Annotated in this window: 21 protein-coding genes; 6 read left to right on the forward strand and 15 right to left on the reverse strand. The window is 63.2% G+C overall.

Translation table 11 applies throughout. The annotated features are described in order from the left end of the window. Complete coding sequence (locus ASAC_RS07250) at nucleotides 1–339, reverse strand: hypothetical protein (RefSeq protein WP_148217213.1); 339 nt, start codon at nucleotides 337–339, stop codon at nucleotides 1–3. Between the two features lie 227 nt (nucleotides 340–566). Between ASAC_RS07250 and upp the strand changes: the two genes are divergently transcribed. After that, nucleotides 567–1,202 (forward strand): uracil phosphoribosyltransferase, encoded by a 636-nt coding sequence (gene upp, locus ASAC_RS07255; protein ID WP_013267349.1) that lies wholly within the window; start codon nucleotides 567–569, stop codon nucleotides 1,200–1,202. Here upp and ASAC_RS07260 read toward each other — a convergent pair. Genes ASAC_RS07260 through ASAC_RS07275 form a run of 4 tightly spaced genes read right to left on the reverse strand, consistent with a single transcriptional unit; the run spans nucleotide 1,199 to nucleotide 4,374 of the window. Continuing rightward, complete coding sequence (locus ASAC_RS07260) at nucleotides 1,199–1,954, reverse strand: enoyl-CoA hydratase/isomerase family protein (RefSeq protein ID WP_013267350.1); 756 nt, start codon at nucleotides 1,952–1,954, stop codon at nucleotides 1,199–1,201. The two genes, upp and ASAC_RS07260, sit on opposite strands and share 4 nt — an antisense overlap. A 32-nt stretch (nucleotides 1,955–1,986) precedes the next feature. Then, nucleotides 1,987–2,352, reverse strand: a complete 366-nt coding sequence (locus ASAC_RS07265) for a hypothetical protein (protein ID WP_013267351.1) — start codon at nucleotides 2,350–2,352, stop codon at nucleotides 1,987–1,989. A 40-nt stretch (nucleotides 2,353–2,392) separates the two neighbouring features. Continuing rightward, nucleotides 2,393–3,562, reverse strand: a complete 1,170-nt coding sequence (locus tag ASAC_RS07270) for a CaiB/BaiF CoA transferase family protein (RefSeq protein WP_013267352.1) — start codon at nucleotides 3,560–3,562, stop codon at nucleotides 2,393–2,395. After that, a complete protein-coding gene (locus ASAC_RS07275; RefSeq protein ID WP_013267353.1) occupies nucleotides 3,559–4,374 on the reverse strand; it encodes an HpcH/HpaI aldolase/citrate lyase family protein in 816 nt (271 codons plus the stop codon). Before ASAC_RS07275 ends, ASAC_RS07270 begins: the two co-directional genes overlap by 4 nt. A 152-nt stretch (nucleotides 4,375–4,526) precedes the next feature. Between ASAC_RS07275 and ASAC_RS07280 the strand changes: the two genes are divergently transcribed. Next, nucleotides 4,527–5,816 (forward strand): MFS transporter, encoded by a 1,290-nt coding sequence (locus ASAC_RS07280; protein WP_013267354.1) that lies wholly within the window; start codon nucleotides 4,527–4,529, stop codon nucleotides 5,814–5,816. Here ASAC_RS07280 and mvk read toward each other — a convergent pair whose 3' ends face one another. The 7 genes from mvk to gcvH form a co-directional block, all read right to left on the reverse strand. Continuing rightward, nucleotides 5,817–6,821, reverse strand: coding sequence for a mevalonate kinase (gene mvk / locus ASAC_RS07285; protein WP_083774124.1), 1,005 nt, complete (start codon nucleotides 6,819–6,821; stop codon nucleotides 5,817–5,819). Nucleotides 6,822–6,828: 7 nt separating this feature from the next. Beyond that, entirely contained in the window at nucleotides 6,829–7,608 is a 780-nt protein-coding gene (locus tag ASAC_RS07290; RefSeq protein WP_013267356.1) for a tRNA (adenine-N1)-methyltransferase, read from the reverse strand. An 80-nt stretch (nucleotides 7,609–7,688) separates the two neighbouring features. After that, nucleotides 7,689–8,600 carry a succinate dehydrogenase/fumarate reductase iron-sulfur subunit gene (locus ASAC_RS07295; RefSeq protein ID WP_148217215.1) on the reverse strand — a complete coding sequence of 304 codons (912 nt, stop codon included), beginning with the start codon at nucleotides 8,598–8,600 and terminating at the stop codon, nucleotides 7,689–7,691. An 11-nt stretch (nucleotides 8,601–8,611) separates the two neighbouring features. Then, nucleotides 8,612–8,971 (reverse strand): succinate:quinone oxidoreductase hydrophobic anchor subunit D, encoded by a 360-nt coding sequence (locus ASAC_RS07300; RefSeq protein ID WP_013267358.1) that lies wholly within the window; start codon nucleotides 8,969–8,971, stop codon nucleotides 8,612–8,614. Between the two features lie 12 nt (nucleotides 8,972–8,983). Continuing rightward, on the reverse strand, nucleotides 8,984–9,475 hold the full coding sequence (locus ASAC_RS07305) for a succinate dehydrogenase/fumarate reductase transmembrane subunit (RefSeq protein WP_013267359.1): 492 nt from the start codon (nucleotides 9,473–9,475) through the stop codon (nucleotides 8,984–8,986). 13 nt (nucleotides 9,476–9,488) lie between these two features. Continuing rightward, the gene (locus tag ASAC_RS07310) at nucleotides 9,489–11,240 is read right to left on the reverse strand and encodes a succinate dehydrogenase/fumarate reductase flavoprotein subunit (protein WP_013267360.1); all 1,752 of its coding nucleotides are present in this window, start codon (nucleotides 11,238–11,240) and stop codon (nucleotides 9,489–9,491) included. Between the two features lie 111 nt (nucleotides 11,241–11,351). Beyond that, nucleotides 11,352–11,777, reverse strand: coding sequence for a glycine cleavage system protein GcvH (gene gcvH / locus ASAC_RS07315; RefSeq protein ID WP_013267362.1), 426 nt, complete (start codon nucleotides 11,775–11,777; stop codon nucleotides 11,352–11,354). An 84-nt stretch (nucleotides 11,778–11,861) separates the two neighbouring features. On the opposite strand from gcvH, the gene tldD reads away from it, so the two are divergent. From tldD to ASAC_RS07335, 4 genes are read left to right on the forward strand one after another with little or no spacing between them, the layout of a single operon-like run. Beyond that, complete coding sequence (gene tldD, locus ASAC_RS07320; RefSeq protein ID WP_013267363.1) at nucleotides 11,862–13,196, forward strand: zinc metalloprotease TldD; 1,335 nt, start codon at nucleotides 11,862–11,864, stop codon at nucleotides 13,194–13,196. 4 nt (nucleotides 13,197–13,200) lie between these two features. Beyond that, nucleotides 13,201–14,460, forward strand: coding sequence for a TldD/PmbA family protein (locus ASAC_RS07325; RefSeq protein WP_013267364.1), 1,260 nt, complete (start codon nucleotides 13,201–13,203; stop codon nucleotides 14,458–14,460). A 48-nt stretch (nucleotides 14,461–14,508) separates the two neighbouring features. After that, complete coding sequence (locus tag ASAC_RS07330) at nucleotides 14,509–15,012, forward strand: hypothetical protein (protein WP_013267365.1); 504 nt, start codon at nucleotides 14,509–14,511, stop codon at nucleotides 15,010–15,012. 10 nt (nucleotides 15,013–15,022) lie between these two features. Continuing rightward, nucleotides 15,023–16,684 (forward strand): SLC13 family permease, encoded by a 1,662-nt coding sequence (locus ASAC_RS07335; protein ID WP_013267366.1) that lies wholly within the window; start codon nucleotides 15,023–15,025, stop codon nucleotides 16,682–16,684. 94 nt (nucleotides 16,685–16,778) lie between these two features. Here the strand turns inward: ASAC_RS07335 and ASAC_RS07340 are convergent, their stop codons facing one another. The 3 genes from ASAC_RS07340 to ASAC_RS07350 are packed head-to-tail and all read right to left on the reverse strand — an operon-like array spanning nucleotide 16,779 to nucleotide 20,921. Then, nucleotides 16,779–17,957 carry an MFS transporter gene (locus tag ASAC_RS07340; RefSeq protein ID WP_048812899.1) on the reverse strand — a complete coding sequence of 393 codons (1,179 nt, stop codon included), beginning with the start codon at nucleotides 17,955–17,957 and terminating at the stop codon, nucleotides 16,779–16,781. A gap of 54 nt (nucleotides 17,958–18,011) precedes the next feature. Further along, the gene (locus ASAC_RS07345; RefSeq protein ID WP_476692188.1) at nucleotides 18,012–19,178 is read right to left on the reverse strand and encodes a pyridoxal-phosphate-dependent aminotransferase family protein; all 1,167 of its coding nucleotides are present in this window, start codon (nucleotides 19,176–19,178) and stop codon (nucleotides 18,012–18,014) included. 45 nt (nucleotides 19,179–19,223) lie between these two features. Continuing rightward, nucleotides 19,224–20,921 (reverse strand): M28 family peptidase, encoded by a 1,698-nt coding sequence (locus ASAC_RS07350; protein WP_013267369.1) that lies wholly within the window; start codon nucleotides 20,919–20,921, stop codon nucleotides 19,224–19,226. Nucleotides 20,922–20,977: the final 56 nt, after the last annotated feature.

Genomic DNA, 20,977 nt, shown 5'->3' on the forward strand with positions numbered 1-20,977 from the left:
TCAGCCGGAGAGGGCCTTCTTGACGGCCTCCACTACAGCCTGAACGGCCGCCTCCCTGTTCTGCTGGGCGAGTTTGTTGAGCCTCTCCTCCGCCTCAGCCAGCCTCCTCCTCAGGTCCTCATCGACCTTGGCCTTCTCGGCGTTGTAGGCCTCCTCCAGCTCCCTGGAGGCCTCCGCTATTAGGGGGTCAACTGAGGAGGCCAGCCTCGATGACAGCTCGTCGGCGGCCTTAACAATGTTGGCCTGCTGCTCCTTCACGTAGGCCTCGGCGTCCCTCAGCCTGGACTCAAAGCTGACCACGGCGTTCAGCAGCCTGTCCACGGCGCCCTTGGATGACAAGCCCAGCACCGGTAAGTTGGCCACGGCCTTGGTTAAAAGCGTTTAAGGCCAGCGCTATTCGTCAGCAGGGTCGTCAGGGCCAACGTTAACGGTTGCAGCAGCCTGTTTTAAGCGCTGAGAGGACTCACAGTTGCCCTCCAACGTGACCATGCCCTAGGCCTCTGCCTGAGCAAGAGGCCCTAAAAACCTCCGCAGGGAGATAGTTAGGGCGTCTGAGCTTGGAGCGCGTGCGGGTCTTAGGTGACGAGCTGCCATACGCAAGGTGGCTGCTCCTGAAGCTGAGGGACAGGAGGACCGACTCGCCTACCTTCAGGTACTACATGAGGGAGGCGGGCAGGCTCCTGGCTATAATGTCGTCAGCTGAGCTGGAGTGGACCAAGGAGTCCGTCACCACGCCGCTGGGGGTGCAGACGGAGGAGCTTAACCTGGCGGCCCCTCCGCTGCTTGTGGGCGTCCTGGGCGCCGCCCTGCCGCTCCTCGAGGGCTTCTCCGAGGTCTACCCACAGGCCCCGGTTGGCCTCGTGGCGGCCAGGAGGCTCGAGGACAGGGACGGCGTTAAAGTCGAGCTCTACTACAGGAGGCTGCCGAGGGTCCACGAGGGGGTTGCAGTCGTCCTCGACCCTATGCTGGCCACCGGCAGGACCCTTGACAGGGTGATATCGGAGGTCAAGTCCCTCGGCTCTGGCAAGGTGATAGTTGGCTCGGTCATAGCGTCAAAGCAGGGGCTGTCCTTTATACTCTCAAGGCACCCGGACGTGTCCATTTACACGCTTGCCGTGGACCCAGAGCTTAACACGTCGTTCTTCATAGTCCCGGGGCTGGGCGACGCGGGGGACAGGGGCCTCGGGGTCTCGCCGCCTTAGGCCCTTTTCCTGTTGAGGAACTGCAGCACCCTCTCGCGCACCACCGGCCTCGCGGTGAACGCAGCCAGGGTCCTCAGCCCCTTGTCGCTCAGGGCCTGCATCTTGGCCTCAGCCATGAGGGCCCTGGCCGCCGCAACTGCCTCGGGCTCGGCTTCGGCTATCTTGGCTGAGACCTCCTCGACCGTCGACCTCAGCTGCTCCACGCCGTCCACGACGCCGTTTATTATTCCGTACCTCGCCGCCTCCTCCGCAGTTATGAGGTCGCCCGTGAGCACAAGGTATGAGATCACCTTGGGCATGCCGAGCAGCATGCCTATGGTCGAGGAGGCCGGGGGCACCATGCCGTACCTCAGCGGCGGCAGGCCAAACTTGGCCCACTTAACTGCGTATGCCAGGTCGGCGGCGTAGAGCACCTCAAAGCCGGCGCCCAGGGCGTAGCCGTTAACCGCGGCTATGACGGGCTTCCTGCAGTTGAAGGCGGCCCTGCAGAAGCCCCCGAGGCCGTCATACATGAGCCTCCAGGCGTCCTCCTCGCTCTGGGCCTCGGCGGTCTCCTTGAGGTCTATGCCAGTTATGAAGAACTTCTCGCCGGCCCCGGTTATAGCTACGGTTGCCGTCGAGCCGCTGGAGCACTCGGCGTTTATCGCCTGCGTGAGCTCCTGGAGGTCCCTGTAGCCCAGCGAGTTGCCGGCCTCCTGCCTGTCAACTATTATCCAGGAGGTGTGCTCGCTCCTCTCAACCCTTATGGCCATGTTATCCCCAGTGAGCCAACGCGCTCAAGGTATTAATGCCTTTCATTGTCGTCCAGCAGTATAAAGGCCCTCCTGTACCCCGGGCCCGACACTATGACTGCCCTCCTGGGCCTCGCGGCGTCGGCCGAGAGGTAAGCGGCGAAGGCGAGGCCAAGGAGTATGCCGTAGTATGCCACAGTTATCGCGAAGCCCGCCCTGAGCGACCACGGCGGGTAGGAGGCCACCATCAGGGCCGCCAGGGCGAGCGATATTGCCAGAGACGCCAGGGCCCTGGAGCCCCCAAGGCTGGCCCTCCCAAGGGAGGCGCTGCCCCTGAGCCTGAGCTCCCCTCCTGGGGTAACCAGGATTACCTCGTCGCCCTCCACCCTGTAGGATATGGCGAGGCCCTCGGCCCTCAAGCTCAGCCCCGCAGCGGCCTGGGCCGCGGGAGATAAATGCTCAGCCAACGACGCCGTCAGCCCTCAGGGACTCCAACTCCTTGTCGTCAAAGCCCAGCTCCCTGAGCACCTCCTCCGTCTGCTCCCCCTGCCTCGCGGGCGGCGGGGACCTGATCTGGGGCCTGACCCCGTTGAGCCTGCCCGGGAACGAGATGAGGCCGTAGGGGGACCCGCTGACCCGCTCCATGTCCTCCCTCGAGTAGGGGTCAGAGAACAGCTCTGACAGCGTGTAGACGGGGGCCACAGGCACCCCAGCCTTCCTGAGGAGGTCGACCCAGTGGTCCCTGGGCCTCGTCGAGAAGACCTCCTGGAGCCTCCTGTTTATGTATTCCCTCCTGCTCACCCTGGCCAGGTTGCCCTGGAGCTCCCTGTCCTCCGCCAGGTCCCTCAGGCCAAGGGCCTCGCACAGCTTGGCCCACTGCCTGTCGTTAACCACAGCAACCACGAACCACCTGCCGTCAGAGCCCACGTAGGCCTGGTGAGGCGCATATGACGGGTGTTCGTGGCCCAGCCTCTCCGGGTCCCTGCCGGTGGCCAGGAAGGCGTTGACCAGGTAGTTCATGGAGTATAGGCCTACGTCAAACAGGTAGGCCTCGGCGTAGTAGGGCCTCCTGCCCGAGTAGAGCCCCGCCAGGGCCTCGAGGGCCGCCATGTAGCCCGTGAATATGTCGAAGAGGGCGAAGGGGACCCTGAGGGGAGGGTCCGAGGGGGTCCCGAGGGACATCATGAGCCCGCTCATGGCCTGGACTACCATGTCATAGGCCGGCAGGTCGCCGTACTGAGAGTCGGGCCTGAAGCCCTTTATGCTGACGTACACCAGGTCCCTGTTGACCTTGAACAGGGACTCGGGGTCGACGCCGAGCCTCTCCCTTACGCCTGGCCTGAAGTTCTCGAGGACCACGTGCGAGGACCCAGCCAGCCTGGCTATGACCTCCCTGGCCCTCGGGTGCCTTAGGTTAACCGCCACGCTCTTCTTGTTCCTGTTAGACGCAGCAAATATGGCGCTGAGCCCTCCCACCACCGGGGCCGCCTGCCTGACCTCGTCGCCCTCGGGCGGCTCGACCTTTATGACCTCGGCCCCCATGTCGGCCAGTAGCATGGAGGCGAAGGGGCCGGCCACCGCGTGGGTGAAGTCAAGGACCCTCACGCCCTCAAGCGGCAGGCCGCTCAAGCGCCCTCACCGTAGTCCTCGAGCAGCCTCTTGGCGGTGGCGTAGTGCACGTAGTCCACCAGCTGGTCCCTGAACCTTATGGCCCCCCTGCCCTGCCTGGCCGCGGACTCGTAGGCCTTAACTATCTCCCTGGCAAGCTCCAGCTCCTCCTTGGACGGCGTGAAGACGGCGTTTGCTATAGGTATCTGGGAGGGGTGTATGACCTGCTTGCCCACGTACCCAAGGGCCCTGGCCTCCCTGCACTCGGCCTCAAAGCCGGCGAGGTCCCTCAGGTCGAAGAACACGGAGTCTATGGGGTCCACCCCGTAGGCCTTGGCGTAGACCACTATGGCAGTCTTGGCGTACTCGTTCCTCTGGTACCTCTGCGCCTGTCCCCCGACGCTCAGGGCCAGGTCAGCTGGGCCGTAGGTTATGGCCGCCACCCCCTCGGAGGTCACCAGGTCCTCGATCCTCGCGAGCCCCCTGGCGGTCTCAACTATGGGCTCCAGGCTGACCCCCAGGGACCTGTGTATGAAGCTCAGGTCCCCCTCCGCCTTAGGTATGACGACCAGGTCTACGTCGAGCTCAGAGAGCAGGGCAAGGTCCTTGAGGCCCTCCTTGGTAGAAGGCGAGTTTACCCTGACGGCCAGCTCCCTCCTGCCCCAGTCAAGCTCCTTGACCAGCCTCCTGAGCAGGTCCCTCGCCTCGTCCTTCTTGTCGGGCGGCACCGCGTCCTCAAGGTCTATTATCACGCTGTCCGCCTCCAGCTCGGTGCTCTTCCTTATCATGTGCTCGTTGTTCCCGGGCACGTAGAGCTGGGACCTCCTCCTCAAGCCCGGCACCGCCGCTGTCTCGCTGAGAAGCGTTTATTACGCACAGGCCCTTTTGCTTTAATTATAACTTTCGTCTAAAGTCTACTTGACAATTGTCTATACTTTTAATCCTGCCGCAGCTCAGCCTCAGGCAATAGCTCAGGTGGCGCAGGTTGAGTGGGTCCAGCAAGAGCCTGGGCGAGGCCCTTAAGCTGGCTATATCCGCGAACCTGGGGTGGGGCTTTGAGCTCTTCGACTTCGTCGTATACCTTTACGCTGGAACCACTATGGCTGAGCTCTTCTTCCCGTCAAGCGTTAAGATAGCAAGCCTCCTGGAGTTCTACTTGACCCTTGTCATAGGCTACCTCGCAAGGCCCGTAGGCGGCGTCATATTCGGCCACTACGGCGACAGGCTGGGCAGGAAGAGGCTCTGGTTCGTCTCGCTCCTGGGCATGGGCATCTCCACGATAGCCATAGGCTTCCTGCCGACCTACGCAGCCATAGGCATAGCGGCGCCCATTGCAATAGTGCTCCTCAGGGTGGTCCAGGGGCTCTTCGTGGCGGGCGAGTGGAGCGGCGGGATGACTTTTGTCGTTGAGAACGCCCCTGACCACCTCCGCGGCCTCCTGGGCGGGATACAGCAGGGAGGGGCTGCCCTCGGCCTCATATTTGCGGCCATAGCCTCCGAGGTCGCAAGCTACTTCGCCCCGACGCCGGCGCAGTTCGCGTCATATGGCTGGAGGGTAATGTTCTGGTTCGGCGCTATCCCCCTAGCAATAGCCCTCGCCGTGAGGTGGAGGGTCTCGGAGAGCGTGGAGTGGCTGGCCAAGGCCAGGGGCGACCCGGAGAAGGTGCCAATACTCACCGTGTTCAGGAGGTGGTGGAGCCTCGTGATAATTTCGACCCTAATAATAGTTGGCGAGGCCACCGTCTACTACGGGGTGGTCGCCTTCATGCCCGACTTCCTCCAGAACAACGTCGGTATGCCATCCGGCGAGATCGCCATGGTTGTCCTCGTCACAAACATCGTCTGGTTCGTGACCTCACCCCTCTTCGGCTACATAAGCGACATAATAAGGTCCAGGAAGCTTTACCTGGCGGCTGCCTACGCGCTGATAGCGGCTACTTCCTATCCAGTGCTCCGCATGCTCTACAGCGGCAGCTACGCGGCCGCCCTGGCGGCGGGCGCAGTCGTGGGCCTGCTGTTCTCATGGCAGTACGCCGTCCTGCCGGCGTTCCTGGGCGAGAACATAAGCACGAGGGTGAGGTACTCCTACATAGCCTTCGTCATAAACGTTGGCGTGGCCCTCTCGTCCCTAGCGCCGTTCGCGGTGACTTACCTGGGCTACAGGATTAACAACACGCCCCTCGCAAACATACTGGTTGCCATCGGGGCGGCCGTGCTCGCCATGACATTCACCCTGGCGTCGCCCAGGGACAGGATAGGGGCCCCGCTCATGTAATTAGTAGCTGGCCTCCACGACCCTAGCCCCCTCGGCCCCGGCCTCGAGGGCCCTGACCCAGCGCGAGTGGGCCGAGAGGGCACTAACCACGTCGTTTGTTTTCTCAGGCTGCGCAATGGCTATTATCGAGCCTCCCCACCCGGCCCCCGTGAGCTTGGCGCCCAGGGCCCCGGCCCTCCTGGCGGCGTGTACCAGCTCCTCAAGCTCAGGCGTAGAGACGCCTATTGCCGAGAGGAGCCCGTGGTTTATGTTCATGAGGTTCCCGATGTCCTCCAGTGAGCCCTTCCTGATGGCGTCAGAGGCCAGGTCTATGATCTGCTCCACGAGGCCTATCATGGAGTCCCTGAGGCCCCCTATCCTGTCGAGGAACCTTATCACTGAGAGCACCGGCGCGCTGGTGCTCCTCCTCGCGCCGGAGTCAGCTACTATCAGGGGCACGCTGAGGCCAGGGCTTATGGTTCCTACCACGCCGGCCCCCTTCCTGAAGACAATGGTGCCGCCGTATATCACCGCGGCCGGGTCGACGCCGCTCGGGTTCCCGTGGGCCGCCCTCTCGCCCTCCATGACGACCCGGTAGAGCTCCTCCTTGCTCAGGCCTGCCCCGGCGAGCTCCGCCAGGGCCGAGGCGAGGGCCGCTGACGATGAGGCGCTGGAGCCGAGCCCAGCCGAGGCCGGCGCCTCGCTGCTTATTATAACCCTGGCAGGGGGCACGTCAACGTCAGCGCCCCTCAGGGCCTTCACAACCGCCAGCAGCGGGGTGGCCTCCCTCGAGCTGCAGGAGAGCTCAGGCCCGGTGGCGCACCTGAGCCCAAGGGCTGGGGACTCCACCTCAATGGGCCAGGAGGGCTTCTCGTACGCTATTGCCTGGGTCCAGAGGCCGAGGGCCGTGGCTATGGCCCTTGAGCCGTTGACCACGAAGTGCTCCCCGAAGAGTATTGCCTTGGCCGGGGCTACTGCCTTGGCGTACCTCGTGATTGTCCCTAGGGGAGCCGTGGGCCCAGGAATATTTAAGCTAGGCCAGGGCCCTTAGCACAGTTATGAAGCCCGTGTGGCCTATCATCCTCACGGCGGGCCTGAGGGCCTCTGGCCTGGCCTCCCACTCCCTCTTTATGAGCTCGCTCACCTCCTGCACGGCGTAGCCTCCTATGGACTTCAGGGCGTCGAGAAGCTTAATGACCTGGTTCACGGTGGGCGTGAAGACCACCACCGGGGCCGAGGGCTTGAGCGAGGGCCTTATGGGGCCCAGGGCCTCCCAGGGGTCAGGCATGTCAAGGAACGCCGCGTCCAGCTCCCTCTCCTCAGCCCCCTTCCTTATGTCGCCCTCCTTTATTGTGACGCAGCCCTCAAGCCCAGCGGCCCTCACGTTTGAGGCGGCCAGCTCCCTCATGTCGCTCCTCACCTCATATGTGTAGACAGCTCCCCCCGGGCACACGTGGGCTGCTAGCCATATTGTCAGGAAGCCGCTCCCGGCCCCGGCCTCAAGGACCCTCATGCCGGGCAGGAGGCCCGCCGCGGACGCTATGTAGCCCGCGTCCTTAGGATATATGACCTGGCTCCTCCTCGGGAGGACGTGCATCATTAAGTCGTAAAGGTTGGGCTTCAGCACGTAGGCGACCCCCTTGCCGAGCTCCACCCTTGAGCCCCAGGGGATCCCCACGAGCTGGGACCCCCTCAGGCTGCCGGCGAACGTGGTGTAGGAGGCCTTGGACCTGACCCTGAAGACGTAGCTCTTCCTCCTCTCCCTGCCCTCAACTATCAGCAGCGCCCAGTCGCCCTCGCCGACGGCTGACATGGATGGCCCCAGCTAGAGCTAGGCCCTCAGGCTTATAGGACTTAGGACTAAGGGAAAAGAAAAGGGGAAGGTTAAGACGCTCAGTAGTCCTCGGGCAGCTTGATTACTACAGGCTCCTCCTCGAGCTTCTTGAGGTCAACCCCTGGCAGCAGGGTGGCCTCGGGCGGCAGCGGCACCTTCTCGCCCTTCTCCGGCGGCGGCCCAATGATCTTGCTGACCCTCCTCTTGTAGAGCCCAAGCCTGAACCTGAACAGCTTGCTCCTCAGCGACTGTATGGCGCCCGCGGGGTCGACTGCCTTCGGGCACACGGCGCTGCAGGAGGCGGCGAAGTGGCACCTGTGGCAGCCGTGCTCGGTGTCCACTATCAGGAACCTCTCCTTCCAGCCCTCGTCCCTGACGTCATTGACGAACCTCAGGGCGTACATAAGCGCCTGCGGCCCAAGGAACTCCGGGTCGGCGGCGACCACTGGGCAGGCCGCGTAGCAGAGGCCGCAGTAGACGCAGTTGGTGTACTGGTAAATCTGCAGGTACTCGTCGGGGTACATGTCGTACTGTCCCTTGGGGTTCTCCTGCTCCTCCTTGTCGTTCCTTATCAGGTATGGCTTGACGCTCCTGTGCTTGTTGAAGAAGTCCGTGAAGTCAGTCATGAGGTCCCTTATGACTGGGAAGTTGTAGAGCGGCTCAATTGTCATAACAGGGTTTGCATCACTCACGACCTCTGTCAGCTGGGTCTGGCACGCCAGCCTCGGGGTGCCGTTGACCACCACGCCGCAGCTGCCGCATATGCCCTGCCTGCAGCTGTACCTCATCACTATCGTGTGATCCACGTCCTCCTTTATCTTAAGCAGTGCGTCGAGCACTGTCATGCCCCTGTGGGCCTCTATCTTGTACTCCTGCCACCACGTCTTCTTGGTCTCGGGGTCGTACCTCCTTATCCTCACGGTCACCTGCTTGGGAGGAGACCTCCTCGCAGCCTCCATGTCCATTGCCATTGGCTCTCACCTCACGGGTAAGCAGGCAGCTTTACCACAGTTAGTGTGGCTATAGCGGCGAACACGATAAACACTATCCAGAAGAGGGCGTTTATGGTTGCCGTGTACATCCTGCCCTGCCTGAGCTCAAGCAACATGCCCCTGACGCCGTTGAGGCCGTGGAAGAGCGCAACGTAGGCCAGGAGGAGCAGCGCCCAGCCGAAGTGCACGTAGTCACTGTAGACGAAGGCGGCGGTCAGGGTCTGGTCCATCGTAGACACGCCCCAGATCCAGGGCACCCTCTCAAGCAGGTGGAAGCCAAGCAGCCCTATGAGCAGTATGGCAGTTATGTACTGCCAGATCTGAACGCTCGAGGCCTTACCGCTCGACATTCCCATCACCCCTCACGTGAATATTATCACCCCAGCTATGATCCAGAGCACTATCCACACCACAAAAACAGCGTAGAGCCACTGCCTCTGCGCCGCAGTGAAGGTGAAAGGCACGTAGGGCGGCTTCGGGTCGCCGGGCCTGCCGACGCCGACGCCGAAGAACTCGGTGAGCAGCAGCCTTATGCCGTTGGGGGCGTGGAAGAGCACCGCCCCGGCCACTATGAACTCGCCAATCCTGAAGGCCAGCCCGCTCTCAATGCCCATTATGTGGTTCCAGAAGGCCCAGCCGTTCACGTGGTAGACTATCTGAGACCAGACGGGCGAGTCAGTCTCAAGTATGTGCGCCAGGAGGAAGGCCAGAATTATGAAGCCCGTCACCCTGTGAAGCACGAAGGCCACCCTCTCCGGGTTGTTCTTAGTCCTGACAGTCCACGGGTTGAGGCTCGACCTCCAGAAGCCGGGCCTGTTCTCCTTCTCCACCGCCCCTCCCTGTTCCCTGGCCATTGTAACCACCCCTTCAGTAGTGCCTCTCGACGGGCTTCCACGTGGTTATGGTGACAGGCCAGTATGAAAAGCCGACGCCTAGGTTTGTACTGGCGTCCCTTATAGCTATGGTGTGCTTCAGCCAGTTCACGTCGTCCCTCTGCGGGTAGTCGGTCCTGTAGTGCGCTCCCCTGCTCTCCGTCCTGTTGAGGGCTGCGGCGGCCACCACCACGGCGTTCTGGAGCATGTTGTACGTCTCAAGGGCCTGCACTAGGTCAGTGTTGTAGATCCTCTCCTTGTCCTCAAGGTAGACCTCGTTGAGGTAGGAGTCCCTGAGCTTTATGAGCTGCGAGAGGCCCTCGCTCATGTCCGTGCCGTTCCTGAAGACGTAGAAGTCCTTCATCATTATGTTGTGCATCTGCCTCCTTATCTGATATGACGGCGTGCCACTCTCCTTCTTCACCAGGCCCCACACGAAGTCCTCCTCCTTCTTGGCGACGTCAGGCTCTGGGCTGGAGGGCTCGCCCAGCTTGAGGGCGTACTCGCCCGCGAGCATCCCAGTTATCCTTCCGCTCACCAGGCACTCAGCTGTCGCGTTGCCCCCGAGCCTGTTGGCCCCGTGCACCGATGCCGCGGCGGCCTCGCCGGCCGCGAAGAGGCCCTTGACCCACTTGTGGTCAGGCGTCATGACGCGGTAGTATATGTCGGTTGCTATGCCTCCCATGTGGTAGTGCGCCGCTGGGAAAACGGGCAGCGGCTCCTCGACTGGGTCTATGCCCACGTACCTTATGCCTATCTCCCTTATCGCTGGTAGCTTCTCGTTTATCTTCTCCTCGCCCAGGTGAGTCATGTCAAGCTGCACGTATGGCATCCCTGTGGCCTCGTCAATGAACGCCCTGCCCTGCAGGTACTCCGTGTATATTGACCTTGAGACCACGTCCCTCGGGGCCAGGTCGAGGAACTTGGGCGCGTACCTGGCCATGAACCTCTCGCCGTTCTTGTTCTTCAGTATAGCTCCGTCGCCCCTGGCCCCCTCAGTTATGAGGATCCCGTTGGGCACCAGGCCGGTTGGGTGGAACTGCACCATCTCAGGGTCCTTTATAGCGAGCCCCGCCCTGTAGGCAGCCGCCATGCCGTCGCCCGTCACCGTGTGGGCGTAGGTGGTGAACGGGTAGAGCCTCCCCAGGCCCCCCATGGCTATTATGGCGGCCTTGCTCCTGAACATGTAGAGGTTGCCGTCCTTGAGGTTTATGGCGAAGAACCCCTTGTACGTGTTGTTCTCAATTATGAAGTCCGTGACGAACCACTCGTCGTACCTCTCCCAGCCGTCGTACTGGAGCAGCTTGTTGTAGAGGGTCCTCATCACGGCGTGCCCCAGCCTGTCGGCCGCCATGGTGGTCCTCGGGAAGCTGTGGCCCCCGAAGGGCCTCTGCATTATCCTCCCGTCGGGCCTCCTGGACCACTGTATGCCCCAGTGGTCCAGCAGCAGGATCTCCTCGGGCATCAGCTTCACGAAGTTCCAGACGACGTCCTGATCGGCAAGGAAGTCAGAGCCCTTAATCGTGTCCCAGGCATGCAGGGCGAAGCTGTCCCCCTCCTGGGGGTAGAGGGCGGCCGCCGTGCCTCCCTCGGCGGCCACGCTGTGGCTCCTCATGAGCTGTACCTTGCTTACTATTCCAACGTTGAGCTTATCGCCGTACCTTCTCTTGAGCTCAACTGCGGCCCTCAGCCCCGCGATGCCGGACCCTATGACTACAACATCGTGATAAATAGTCTCAACCGGCATCCAGGCTTTCGCCTCTACACCACGTGTACAGCAAGCTGTGCTGGGAGGAATATAAAGCAAGCAGAGTTGGCTATATTAGTTCAAATAGTAATGCTTTTTAGAAGCTTCAGTTCACTTGCTCCTTGACTTGACGTTGTTGACGTACGCCTGGTGGTCAAGGAACTTAGATTTGTCGAGGCCTCCCTTGACCTCTATGACCGCTATCCAGCCGCCGTCGTATGGCTCCTTGTTTATCAGCTCGGGCCTGTCAAGCAGGGCCTCGTTGACCTCCTTGACGACCCCGTTAACCGGCGAGTACACCTCGGCCGTGGCCTTGACAGACTCCAGCACTGCAAGGTCCATGTTCTCGTGGACCTCCTGGCCGACCTTTGGCAGGTCGACGCCAACTATGTCCTTGAGCTGCCTCTGGGCGTAGTCCGTTATCCCCACCCTCACGCTGTCGCCCTCAACCTTGACCCACTCGTCGCTCTGCGTGTAGAGCAGGGAGTCATCAACCGTGAACGTGGTCTTGCCGACCGTGACCTGGTACCTTGCCAAGCCCAACACCGCGCCTTGGTGCGCTCACAAATATTAATGCTTTAAATCTTGGCAACACGTAGGCCTACAGGCAGGCGCGGGGAAGTGGAGGTCATAGATGAGGCCCTTAGGCTTGGCGCTTCCTTCGCCGACCTGAGGTACTACAGGGCCAAGACGCTCGTCGTCACCAGCAGCGAGGCCAGGGACCTGGTCAACAACTACGGCATATCAGAGGGCTACGCCCTCAGGGCCCTGGTCAACGGCTCCTGGGGCTACTACACCACCTCCTCGGAGGTCACCAGGGAGGCGGCAGGGGAGGCCGTGAGGTCCGCCTCGGGCCAGGGGAACGCCAAGGTGTACCTCCTCAGCCCCCTGAGGGACAGGGTCAGGGTCAGGGAGAAGTACCCGCTTGACAGGGACCCGCTTGAGGTGATGAACGAGCTGAGGAAGGTAAGGGAGCAGGTGAGGGCTGCGGAGCCGAGGGTCAAGTCGATCACTGTCAGCTACGCCCACGTCCAGTACGACAAGGGCTACTGGAGCAGCGACGGCAGGGACCTGGAGCTGAGCTACTCAATATCGAGGGTCTCGCTCACCGCCGTGGCCCGAGAGGGCGACATTGTGGCCTCGGCGTACGCCTCGGCCTCCACGTACCTGGGCTACGCCCTTGAGGCCTTTGACGTCAGCGAGCTCGTGGACACCCTGCTCAGGAGGCTCAGGGCCCAGCTCAGGGGCGTGGCCGTGAAGCCTGGGCAGTACCAGGTTGTGCTCAGCCCCGACGTCTCCGGCGTGTTCGCCCACGAGGCCCTGGGGCACCTGGCGGAGGCGGACCTGGCGGTTAACGGGATACTTGGGAAGCTCAGGGGCAAGAGGATAGGGGCCGAGTTCGTCAACGTCTCAGACTCGCCTCAGCTTGACGAGCCCATGGCGATAGGCATAACCCCCTACGACGACGAGGGCGTCAGGGGGAGGGAGGTCAAGATAATAGAGGGCGGCGTCGTGAAGGAGCTCATGAACGACAGGTCATACGCGGCGTCCCTGGGGGAGGAGCCCACGGGCAACGGGAGGGCCGAGGACTTCAGGAGCAGCGTGATAGTCCGCATGAGGAACACCTACTTCAAGCCAGGGGACATGACGCTCGACGAGCTCCTGGAGGACGTCAAGGACGGCTTCCTTATGGAGTCAGTCATGGGAGGGCAGACTAGCAGCGACGGCACGTTTCAGTTCGGCATACAGGAGGGCTACCGGGTTGTTAACGGTGAGGTGAGGGAGCCCATAAGGGGCGCGGGCATAGCGGGCTACACCATAGAGACCATAGGCAACATAGACGGGGTCTCGAGGGACTTCAGAGTGTGGCCGGGGGTCTGCGGCAAGTCGGGCCAGAGCGTCTTCGTCGGCACAGGGGGGCCCTACGTTAGGGTGTCGAAGCTCAAGGTGGGGTGACAGCATGCAGCTGAGCCCTGAGGACATTCTGAGGAAGGCCTCAGCCAGCGGCGCCCAGGCTGAGGTGCTGTTCGTCAGGTCGCGCTCCGTGGAGCTCTCGTGGGAGAAGATGAGCCAGTACGGCATGACCTACGTCGAGGAGGGGTGCGGCCTCAGGGTGATAAAGGACGGCAGGGTGGGCTTCGCGTACTCTAACAGGTGCACTGAGGAGCTGGTCAACATGGCCCTGTCCTCCATGGAGGCCTCGCAGCCCGACCTCGCCAACGCGCTCCCGGGCCCGGAGCCCGTGAGCCCCCTGGAGGACTCCTACGACAGCTCCCTGGAGGAGCCGTGGGGCCTGCTGAGGGACCTCATGGAGGCCGTCCTCTCCTACTCCGGCAGGGGGCTGAACATAATATCGGCGAGGGCGTGGGGCGGCACGGCAACAGTGACGGTCAAGAACACGGAGGGCGTTGACGTGAGCTCCACCACGTCGTTCGTGGGGGCCGCGGCCACCGGCAACTACATGAGCGAGAGCTACGTCGGCCCTGAGGTTTACGAGTACGGCGACTCCAGGACGGCGAGGGGGGTCAGCGTGGACCCCTTTATGAAGGAGCTCCTGAGGAAGGTCGAGCTCACCAGGAGCAGGAACCCGCTTAAGCAGGTCGACAGGCCCGTGGCCCTGACAGCTAAGGCGGTGTCTGAGCTCCTCTTCCCCCTGCTCAACCACGCCGTGAGCCTTGAGAACGTCTACAGGGGCAGGTCGCCCCTGAGGCCCGGCGACGCCTTGGGGAGCAGGGTGACGGCGGTTGACAACCCCAGGCTGCCAGGCGGCGCATGGTCAAGGGCTTTTGACGGCGAGGGCCTCCCGACCAAGGAGGTCACCCTGATAGACTCGGGCACTTTCAGGACGCCGCTCTCCAACACTTTCTGGGCCAGGAAGGCCGGCGGCGTCAACACACACTCCTCCTGGAGGACCTTCATGACGCTGCCCTCGATATCCATGAGCTACCTGGTGCTGGACGCCCCCTCGGCAGGCGACCTGGGCGACGCGGTGTTCATAGACCAGGTCCAGGGGGTGCACACGAGCAACTTCGACACGGGCGAGTTCGCCGTGAGCGCCGCCCTGGCCTGGGACTCCGACGGCGGCCTCAGGGAGTTCGTGCTCTCGGGCGACCTGAGGTCCCTGCTGGGAGGGGTCATAGGCATGGCCCCCGACAGGTCAAGGTTTGGCAGGGTCGTCAGCGGCACCCTGCTAGTGAGGGGCCTCAGGCTCTCGCCCTGAGCCCTAGCGAATTTTAACTAATGACCCTTCACAGCCCTGGGGAGAGGCTTGGCGCTTTCCAGGGCGTTCGCAGCCATAGTGATAGCCATATTTCTCCTCGCCATGTTCTCGGCAGGTTACTACGCGCTATTCCAGCCGCGGCAGCACAGGGCCTCACCGGCCGCCACCTCCACGCGCGCCAGGGCCATGACAACTACCTCTTCACAGGGCCTCACCACCACAACAACTTCAACGACCTCAGCGGCCACCTACACACCCTCCTTCCTGGTCTTCGTGACCGCGGTGCCGGTTAACGCGGACGGCAGGCTCAACGTCAGCGCCATAGTGTTCTACGACGGCACCCCAAACGTCACCCTGACCTACGCCGCGCTGAGGTGGCCCAACGGCACCGTGGCATGCTACAGGGAGCTTAACATAACTATGAAGTACTACTCCGACGCCAGGGTCTGGGTGAGCTGCGACAGCGTGCCCTTCAGGCCGGGCGAGCAGGTCTACATAATTGTTATGGACTCTGCCAACGAGACCGCGTCCTACGAGGTCACGGTGCCCTAGGGTGTTGCCCTTGCTCACAGTAAAGGCCTACGAGGCCCTCGCGATCCTTGCGTTCTCGGTGGCCCTGCTGATATCAAGGAGGCTGAGACACGACATAGTTGGCGTCATAACCGCCCTGGCCCTGGTGGCCCTCGGGCTGGTCAGCCCCTCGCAGGCGCTCTCTAACCTGTCCTCGGTGGCTGTCATAGTGCTGGCCTCAGCCATGATAATAGCTGGCGTGGTGGCCGACTCCGGAGTCCTTGACGTGGTGGGGGACAGGATAGCCTCGAGGGTGAGGGGCGGCCTCCTGGTTATAGTCATAGTGCTGCTCATATCGCTGTTCAGCTCGGGCTTCGTGAGCGACGTGGCCCTGACGCTCATGTTCATGCCGCTGATCTACAGCGTCGCCTCGCGGATGAAGAGGCCGGCCTCGAGGTACCTGATGCTCCTCTCCTACGCCGCCATACTGGGCGGGAGGTACACGATAATTGGCACCTCCTCAAACATCGTGCTCGAGGGCCTCTGGACCCAGAGGTTCGGGACCCCCTTAGGCATATTTTCGACGCTCCCAGTGGGCCTCGCGGCCGCCCTGGCGGGCCTGGGGGTCGCCGTAGCCCTGGTGCCGCTGCTTGTCAGGGGGAGCGCCGGGGGCGCTGCAAGCCTTGAGGCCGTCGGAAGGCACGAGATACTTATTGAGGCCAGCGTCGAGGAGGGAAGCGATATAGCGGGCCTCACCATAAGGCAGGCCGAGGAGAAGCTCGGGGCCAGGATAAGGCTGCTCAGGGGCAGGTTCTCTATATATTCAAGGCGCATCATAAGGGCCGGGGACACGCTCATACTTTCCGTGGAGAGGGACAGGCTGCCCATCGTAATGAGCGTCAAGGGCCTCAGGACTGAGCTTGGCCAGGGCCCCTTCTACGAACTCATGGTGACCGGGGACTCGGCAGTCGTGGGGAACACTGTATATGAGGTCAACCTGAGGCTCAGAGACGTCAAGGTTGTTGGCGTGGCCACCAGGAACAGCCTCAGGAGCATAAGGAGCTACGCCCTGTCGCCGGGCGACATAATCCTCGTTGAGGGCGACGAGAAGGCCGTGGCGCGGGCGGCCGAGGCCTTCAGGCTCACGCCGCTGACCACAACGCCCGTGAGGTCGCTCAACGTCAGGGCAGCGGCCTCCGGCCTCCTTGGCCTGTCCGCCGCCCTGGCCGCCTCGGCGGCCGGGCTTAACATGGCGCTCAGCTTCCTGGCCGGGGCCCTGCTGGCCATCCTCCCGCAGCCCGGGTCGCTGAGGAAGGTCTACTCCTACGTGGACTGGCCCGCGATAGTCTTCGTTGGCACCTACCTCTCCATGGGTGAGGCGCTGCTCAGCTCGGGGCTTGGAAAAGCCATGGGCTTCCTGGCCTCCTCGCCGCTCCTGCTCATGGTTGCCGGCGTGGTCCTCGCTAACCTGGTGGGCAACGTGGCCTCGGCGATAATACTTGGGCCCCTGGCCATCAGCTCGCCCCACCCGCTCACCTCCGTGCTGGCACTCTCAATGGCGGCCTCCTCGACTTTCATAACCCCGTTCTCACACCCCGCCAACCTGGTAGTCTACTCAGCTGGGGGCTACACGCCCAAGGACTTCGCCAAGGCGGGCGTGCCAGTGGCTATCGCAGTGATCGCGGTCACCGCCCTAATGCTTCACCTGCTCTAAGCGCTCAGGCAGCTCGTGCTCCGGTCACCGCCGCCCCAGGCTCTCCAGAGGTGCATCCTCCTCATCGCGCGCCCTCCCTGTTGTACTGGGCCCTTTAATGCCTGTACACCTCCGGGCCCCTGAGGTACCAGGCGACGCCGGCCGCGGCCCCCACGGCCCAGAGGCCCACGTTGTAAAGCATGTACTCCCCCGTCGTCACGTTGGCCAGGTAGAAGACTGAGGCCGCGTAGAGCGCGTAGGGCACCACCCTGACTATCGCTATTGCCGTGCCCCTGTAGTGCACCGGGAAGGCCAGGGGCTCCAGGAGGACCCTGGCCGCCCAGGCCATCTCGCCGAAGATGCCGTTTATCAGGAGTATGTAGACGAACAGGGTGAAGCTGTTCCTAAGGAGGCCCAGGGCGACCGCGGCCACTGCCATGGTAATGGCGCCGCCGAGGTAGCTCACCAGGGCCAGGCCCCTGCTCCTGCCCCATGGGAGCACCGCCAGCGCTATCGGCCCCCCGACGAGCTCGCCCACATTATAGAGGACCAGCAGCAGGCCGGTCTTAGAGGGGAAGAGGTAGGGGCCTATTGTAAGCGCCAGGAAGGCGTAGGTCAGGGCCGTGGCTATCACAAAAGCCGTCAGCGCCGTTACCCTGAACGCTATGCCCGGCCCCTCCCCCGGGCTCGTGACCCTGCCCCTGGACTCCCTCGGCACGGACTGCCACTCGGGCGACTCCGGCATCATAAACCTCATGACAAGTATGACCGCTATGGTCACGCCGAGCACGGCGCCGAGCGCGTCGACCGCAACAGAGACTGGTATGGTGCTGCTCTGGTAGAGCATCATTATCAGGCCGTCTATCAGGACGCCCAGGTTCGACACGTCAGTTATCAGTATGAGCGCGGCCGCCCTCCACCTGGGCTCTATCACCTCCGCCAGGTACGCCAACATGGCTGGCATCTCTCCCCCGAGGCCAACCTGGGCCACCGCAAGGCCCGCGAGGAGGACGTAGACACTGCCCCTGACGCTCAGCAGCGTTACGAGCGAGCCCACGCCGTAGAGGGCCAGGGTGACTATGAACGACGGCTTCCTGCCTATGATGTCCGTGAGCCTCCCTATTATCAGGTTGCCGGCCAGCGTCCCGACCGGTATGGTCAGGTACATGACGCTCACCGCCCAGGAGGGCGCCGAGGACCATATGGCCGCCACGGGCACCAGGCCGAGCACCAGGCCGTAGACTACCATGGACACCGTTGTCGAGGCCACTATCAGGCCCTGCCTTGAGTCCAAGCCCGACACCTGCCCCTGAACCAGCGCCCTGGAGGAAAACGGCCTGCTGAACGTTCAGTACCTGAAGGACTCCAGTGCGGCCCTGGCGGCCTCCTCTGGGCTCACCCTGAGGCCCAGGTCCCTCATGGCGCTGCCAAGGGCCAGGAACGCCCTGGCCAGCTTCTCGGGCGAGGCCTGAACCCCCATGTGGCCAACCCTTATCACCTTGCCCTGCAGCGGCCCCCAGCTGCCGGCTATCATGGTGTTGTACTTCCTCCAGGCCAGGTCCCTGAGCCTGGCCTCGTCGACCCCTTCAGGAACCTCGGCGGCGGTGACCGTGGGCGAGCTGTGCTCCATCAAGTCTGGGTAGTGCCTGAGCCCCAGGGCCTCAAAGCCGGCCCAGGCGGCCCTCCTGGCGGCCAGGTGCCTTGAGTAGACTTTGTCAAGGCCCTCCTCAAGCACCATGTTTATGGCCTCTGAGACCGCGTAGAGGAGCGGCTCGCTCACGGTGTAGGGGAACACGCCCTTGGAGTCAAGCCACGAGTCCCACTGCAGGAGGCTCATGTAGAAGCCCTGGTAGCTGACCCTCCTGGCCCTCTCCATGGCCTCCTCGCTGACGCTCATCAGCGTGACCCCGGCGGGCGCGTTAAGGGCCTTCTGGCTCCCCCCTATAGCTATGTCGACGCCCCAGCTGTCCACCTGGAGCGGCACTGCCCCTATAGTTGAGACCACGTCAGCTATGACGAGCGCCCCGAAGGACTTGGCCACCCTGGCCACACCGGCCAGGTCGTTTAACATGGCTGAGGGCGTGTCGCAGTGCACCACGGTCACGGCAACTGCGTCCCTGTTCCTCTCGAGGGCCCTCTCTAGGTCCCCCAGGTCCACGGCCCTCCTCCAGCTGGCGCCAAGCTTAACTGGGACCCCTCCGTAGGACCTGACGAGGTCGGCGAAGGCGTCACCGTAGACACCGTTGTCAACGACTATTACCTTGTCGCCCCTGCTCACCGTGTTGGCTATAGCTGACTCCAGGCCTAGCATGGCCTCACCTATCATGAGGTAGACCCTGGACCTGGCGGCCCCGAAGAGCCTGGCGGCCCTGGACCTGAGGTCCTGGTAGAAGCTAAGGAAGTCGGGGTCAAGGTCTGAGTTGGTCTCCTGCCTAGTCATAGCCATCATGACCCTGTAGGGGACCTCAGTGGGGCCGGGGGTCATTATGAGCCTCTCGCTGAACAAGGCTTCCACAGGGCCTGCCTTTGGCCGCCCAAGTAAAAACGGCTTGCTGAACTTTCAGCCCAGCTCTAAGAGCTTCACGTCCGCCAGCAGGTTGACGAGCTCCGTGAGCCTCTCAGCGGAGACCGAGGCGGTGCCGTACTCAGCTGCAAGAAGGGCCACCACCTCCCCCAGGGGCCTCTCGGGCGCGGCGAGCATGAGGCCCTCCCTGAGGTAGACAGTGCTGGCCATGGGTCCCGAGGTGGCCAGCAGCTCCTCGACCCTTATGGCTGCGTCCAGCGACCTCCTGGCTATGACCCTCGGGCCCTCTATCATCGGGGGCTTCACCTTTACAACTGTGTCCACCTTGGGCGGCCAGCCCTCGGGAGGCGCTGAGGCCTCCTGCAGTCCCAGGGCCCCGGACATCAGGCTGGCCGCGAGGGAGGCCGCGACCTGGTCCCCGTTGAGGTAGTGCCTCCGCGACAGGGTTGACACGAGCCTTGACCTGAAGGCCATCGGGTCGGGGGGCGACTTGGCGAGGATGTACAGCGAGGAGGAGGCTATAAGCGACGACAGCCTCAGCATGCGCCTCGAGACGCTGTCAAGGTCGTCGACGTCAGTGTGGTAGTTCACGTCCGGCCAGCCGTTGAGCATAGCTGAGGGAATGCCAAGGGCGGAGGCCACGTCGTGGTCGCTCCCGCCCTCGTAGGGCACCAGCCTCAGGGAGTCAAAGCCAAGGAGCTCGGCGGAGGCCTCCGCTGCCTCCTGAAGCGCGGCGTCGGCCTGCCCGAGGGCGGACAGGCTGCTGGCCACGACCCTCAGGGGGCCGTTGCCGCCGCCAGGCTCGACGCCAACCATGTCAAAGTTAAGGAGCTGGGTGACCTGCCCCTTGAGCGTCTTCGTCAGGGCCACGGCGCTCCCCGTGTACTCTGGCACCCAGACGAACCTGACCGTGGCCTCCGGCTGGGGCAGCTGGCCCCTGTCAATCAGCCTTGAGAGTGCCACCGCGGCCTCCACGAGGGATGCTGAGCCGCTGCCGTTGTCGTTGGCTCCCGGCGTGGGGTGGCACACGTGGGCCATGGCTGCCGGCCCCTTCCCGTCCTTGTCGCCCAGCCACGCTATGACTATGGGGAACCCCGGGTCCCTCCTCACGTCCGAGTCCACCACAACCGACAGCTTCCTGCCGTGCCTCAGGGGCTCAACCATGGAGCGAGGTATTGAGACGGCCGGCAGGGAGCCGTTGGCGGCCTCGCCCCTGCTCAGGAAGAGGCTCTTGTAGGGCACGGCGTCCGGGGGAGCGGACTCGCTGTAGAAGGCCACTGCCGCCGCGCCGGCGTCGCCTGCTAACCTATATACTATATATGGGTCCCCGGGGCTCACCACGACCTTCCCCTTGGCCGAGGAGTAGGACTCAGGCCTCCACCAGTACCTGTCTATGACTATTGCCTCCGCCTCGGCGCTGCCCGGGGGCGAGTGGGCGGCAGCCAGGGTGGGGTGGGACTCAAGGGTGAGCTCCTGGCCCCCCTCGACCTTCACCCTGGCCTCGTGTATGGCCCAGCCCGTGGGGGAGGAGACCCAGTCGGGGACGTTGGTGCCCCCGAACTTTACCAGCTCCACCTCGAGCGAGTCCCCCGCCTCCTCCAGGAGCACCTCCTGGACGTGCTTCGCGGCGTCGACAAGCTCTATGGTGCCCTGCACCCTGTTGTATGCCGTCAGCGAGGCCAGGACCCTCATGGCCCTGTGGTCGCTTATGGCCGAGCTCAGGGCCCTGACCACGTCCTCAGCCCTTAGGCTCAGACCTCCTCACCGCCTTGGCAGGAGGCTATTAACAA

Origin of the sequence: Acidilobus saccharovorans 345-15, from assembly GCF_000144915.1 — an archaeon.
Taxonomy (GTDB): Archaea; Thermoproteota; Thermoprotei_A; order Sulfolobales; family Acidilobaceae; genus Acidilobus; species Acidilobus saccharovorans.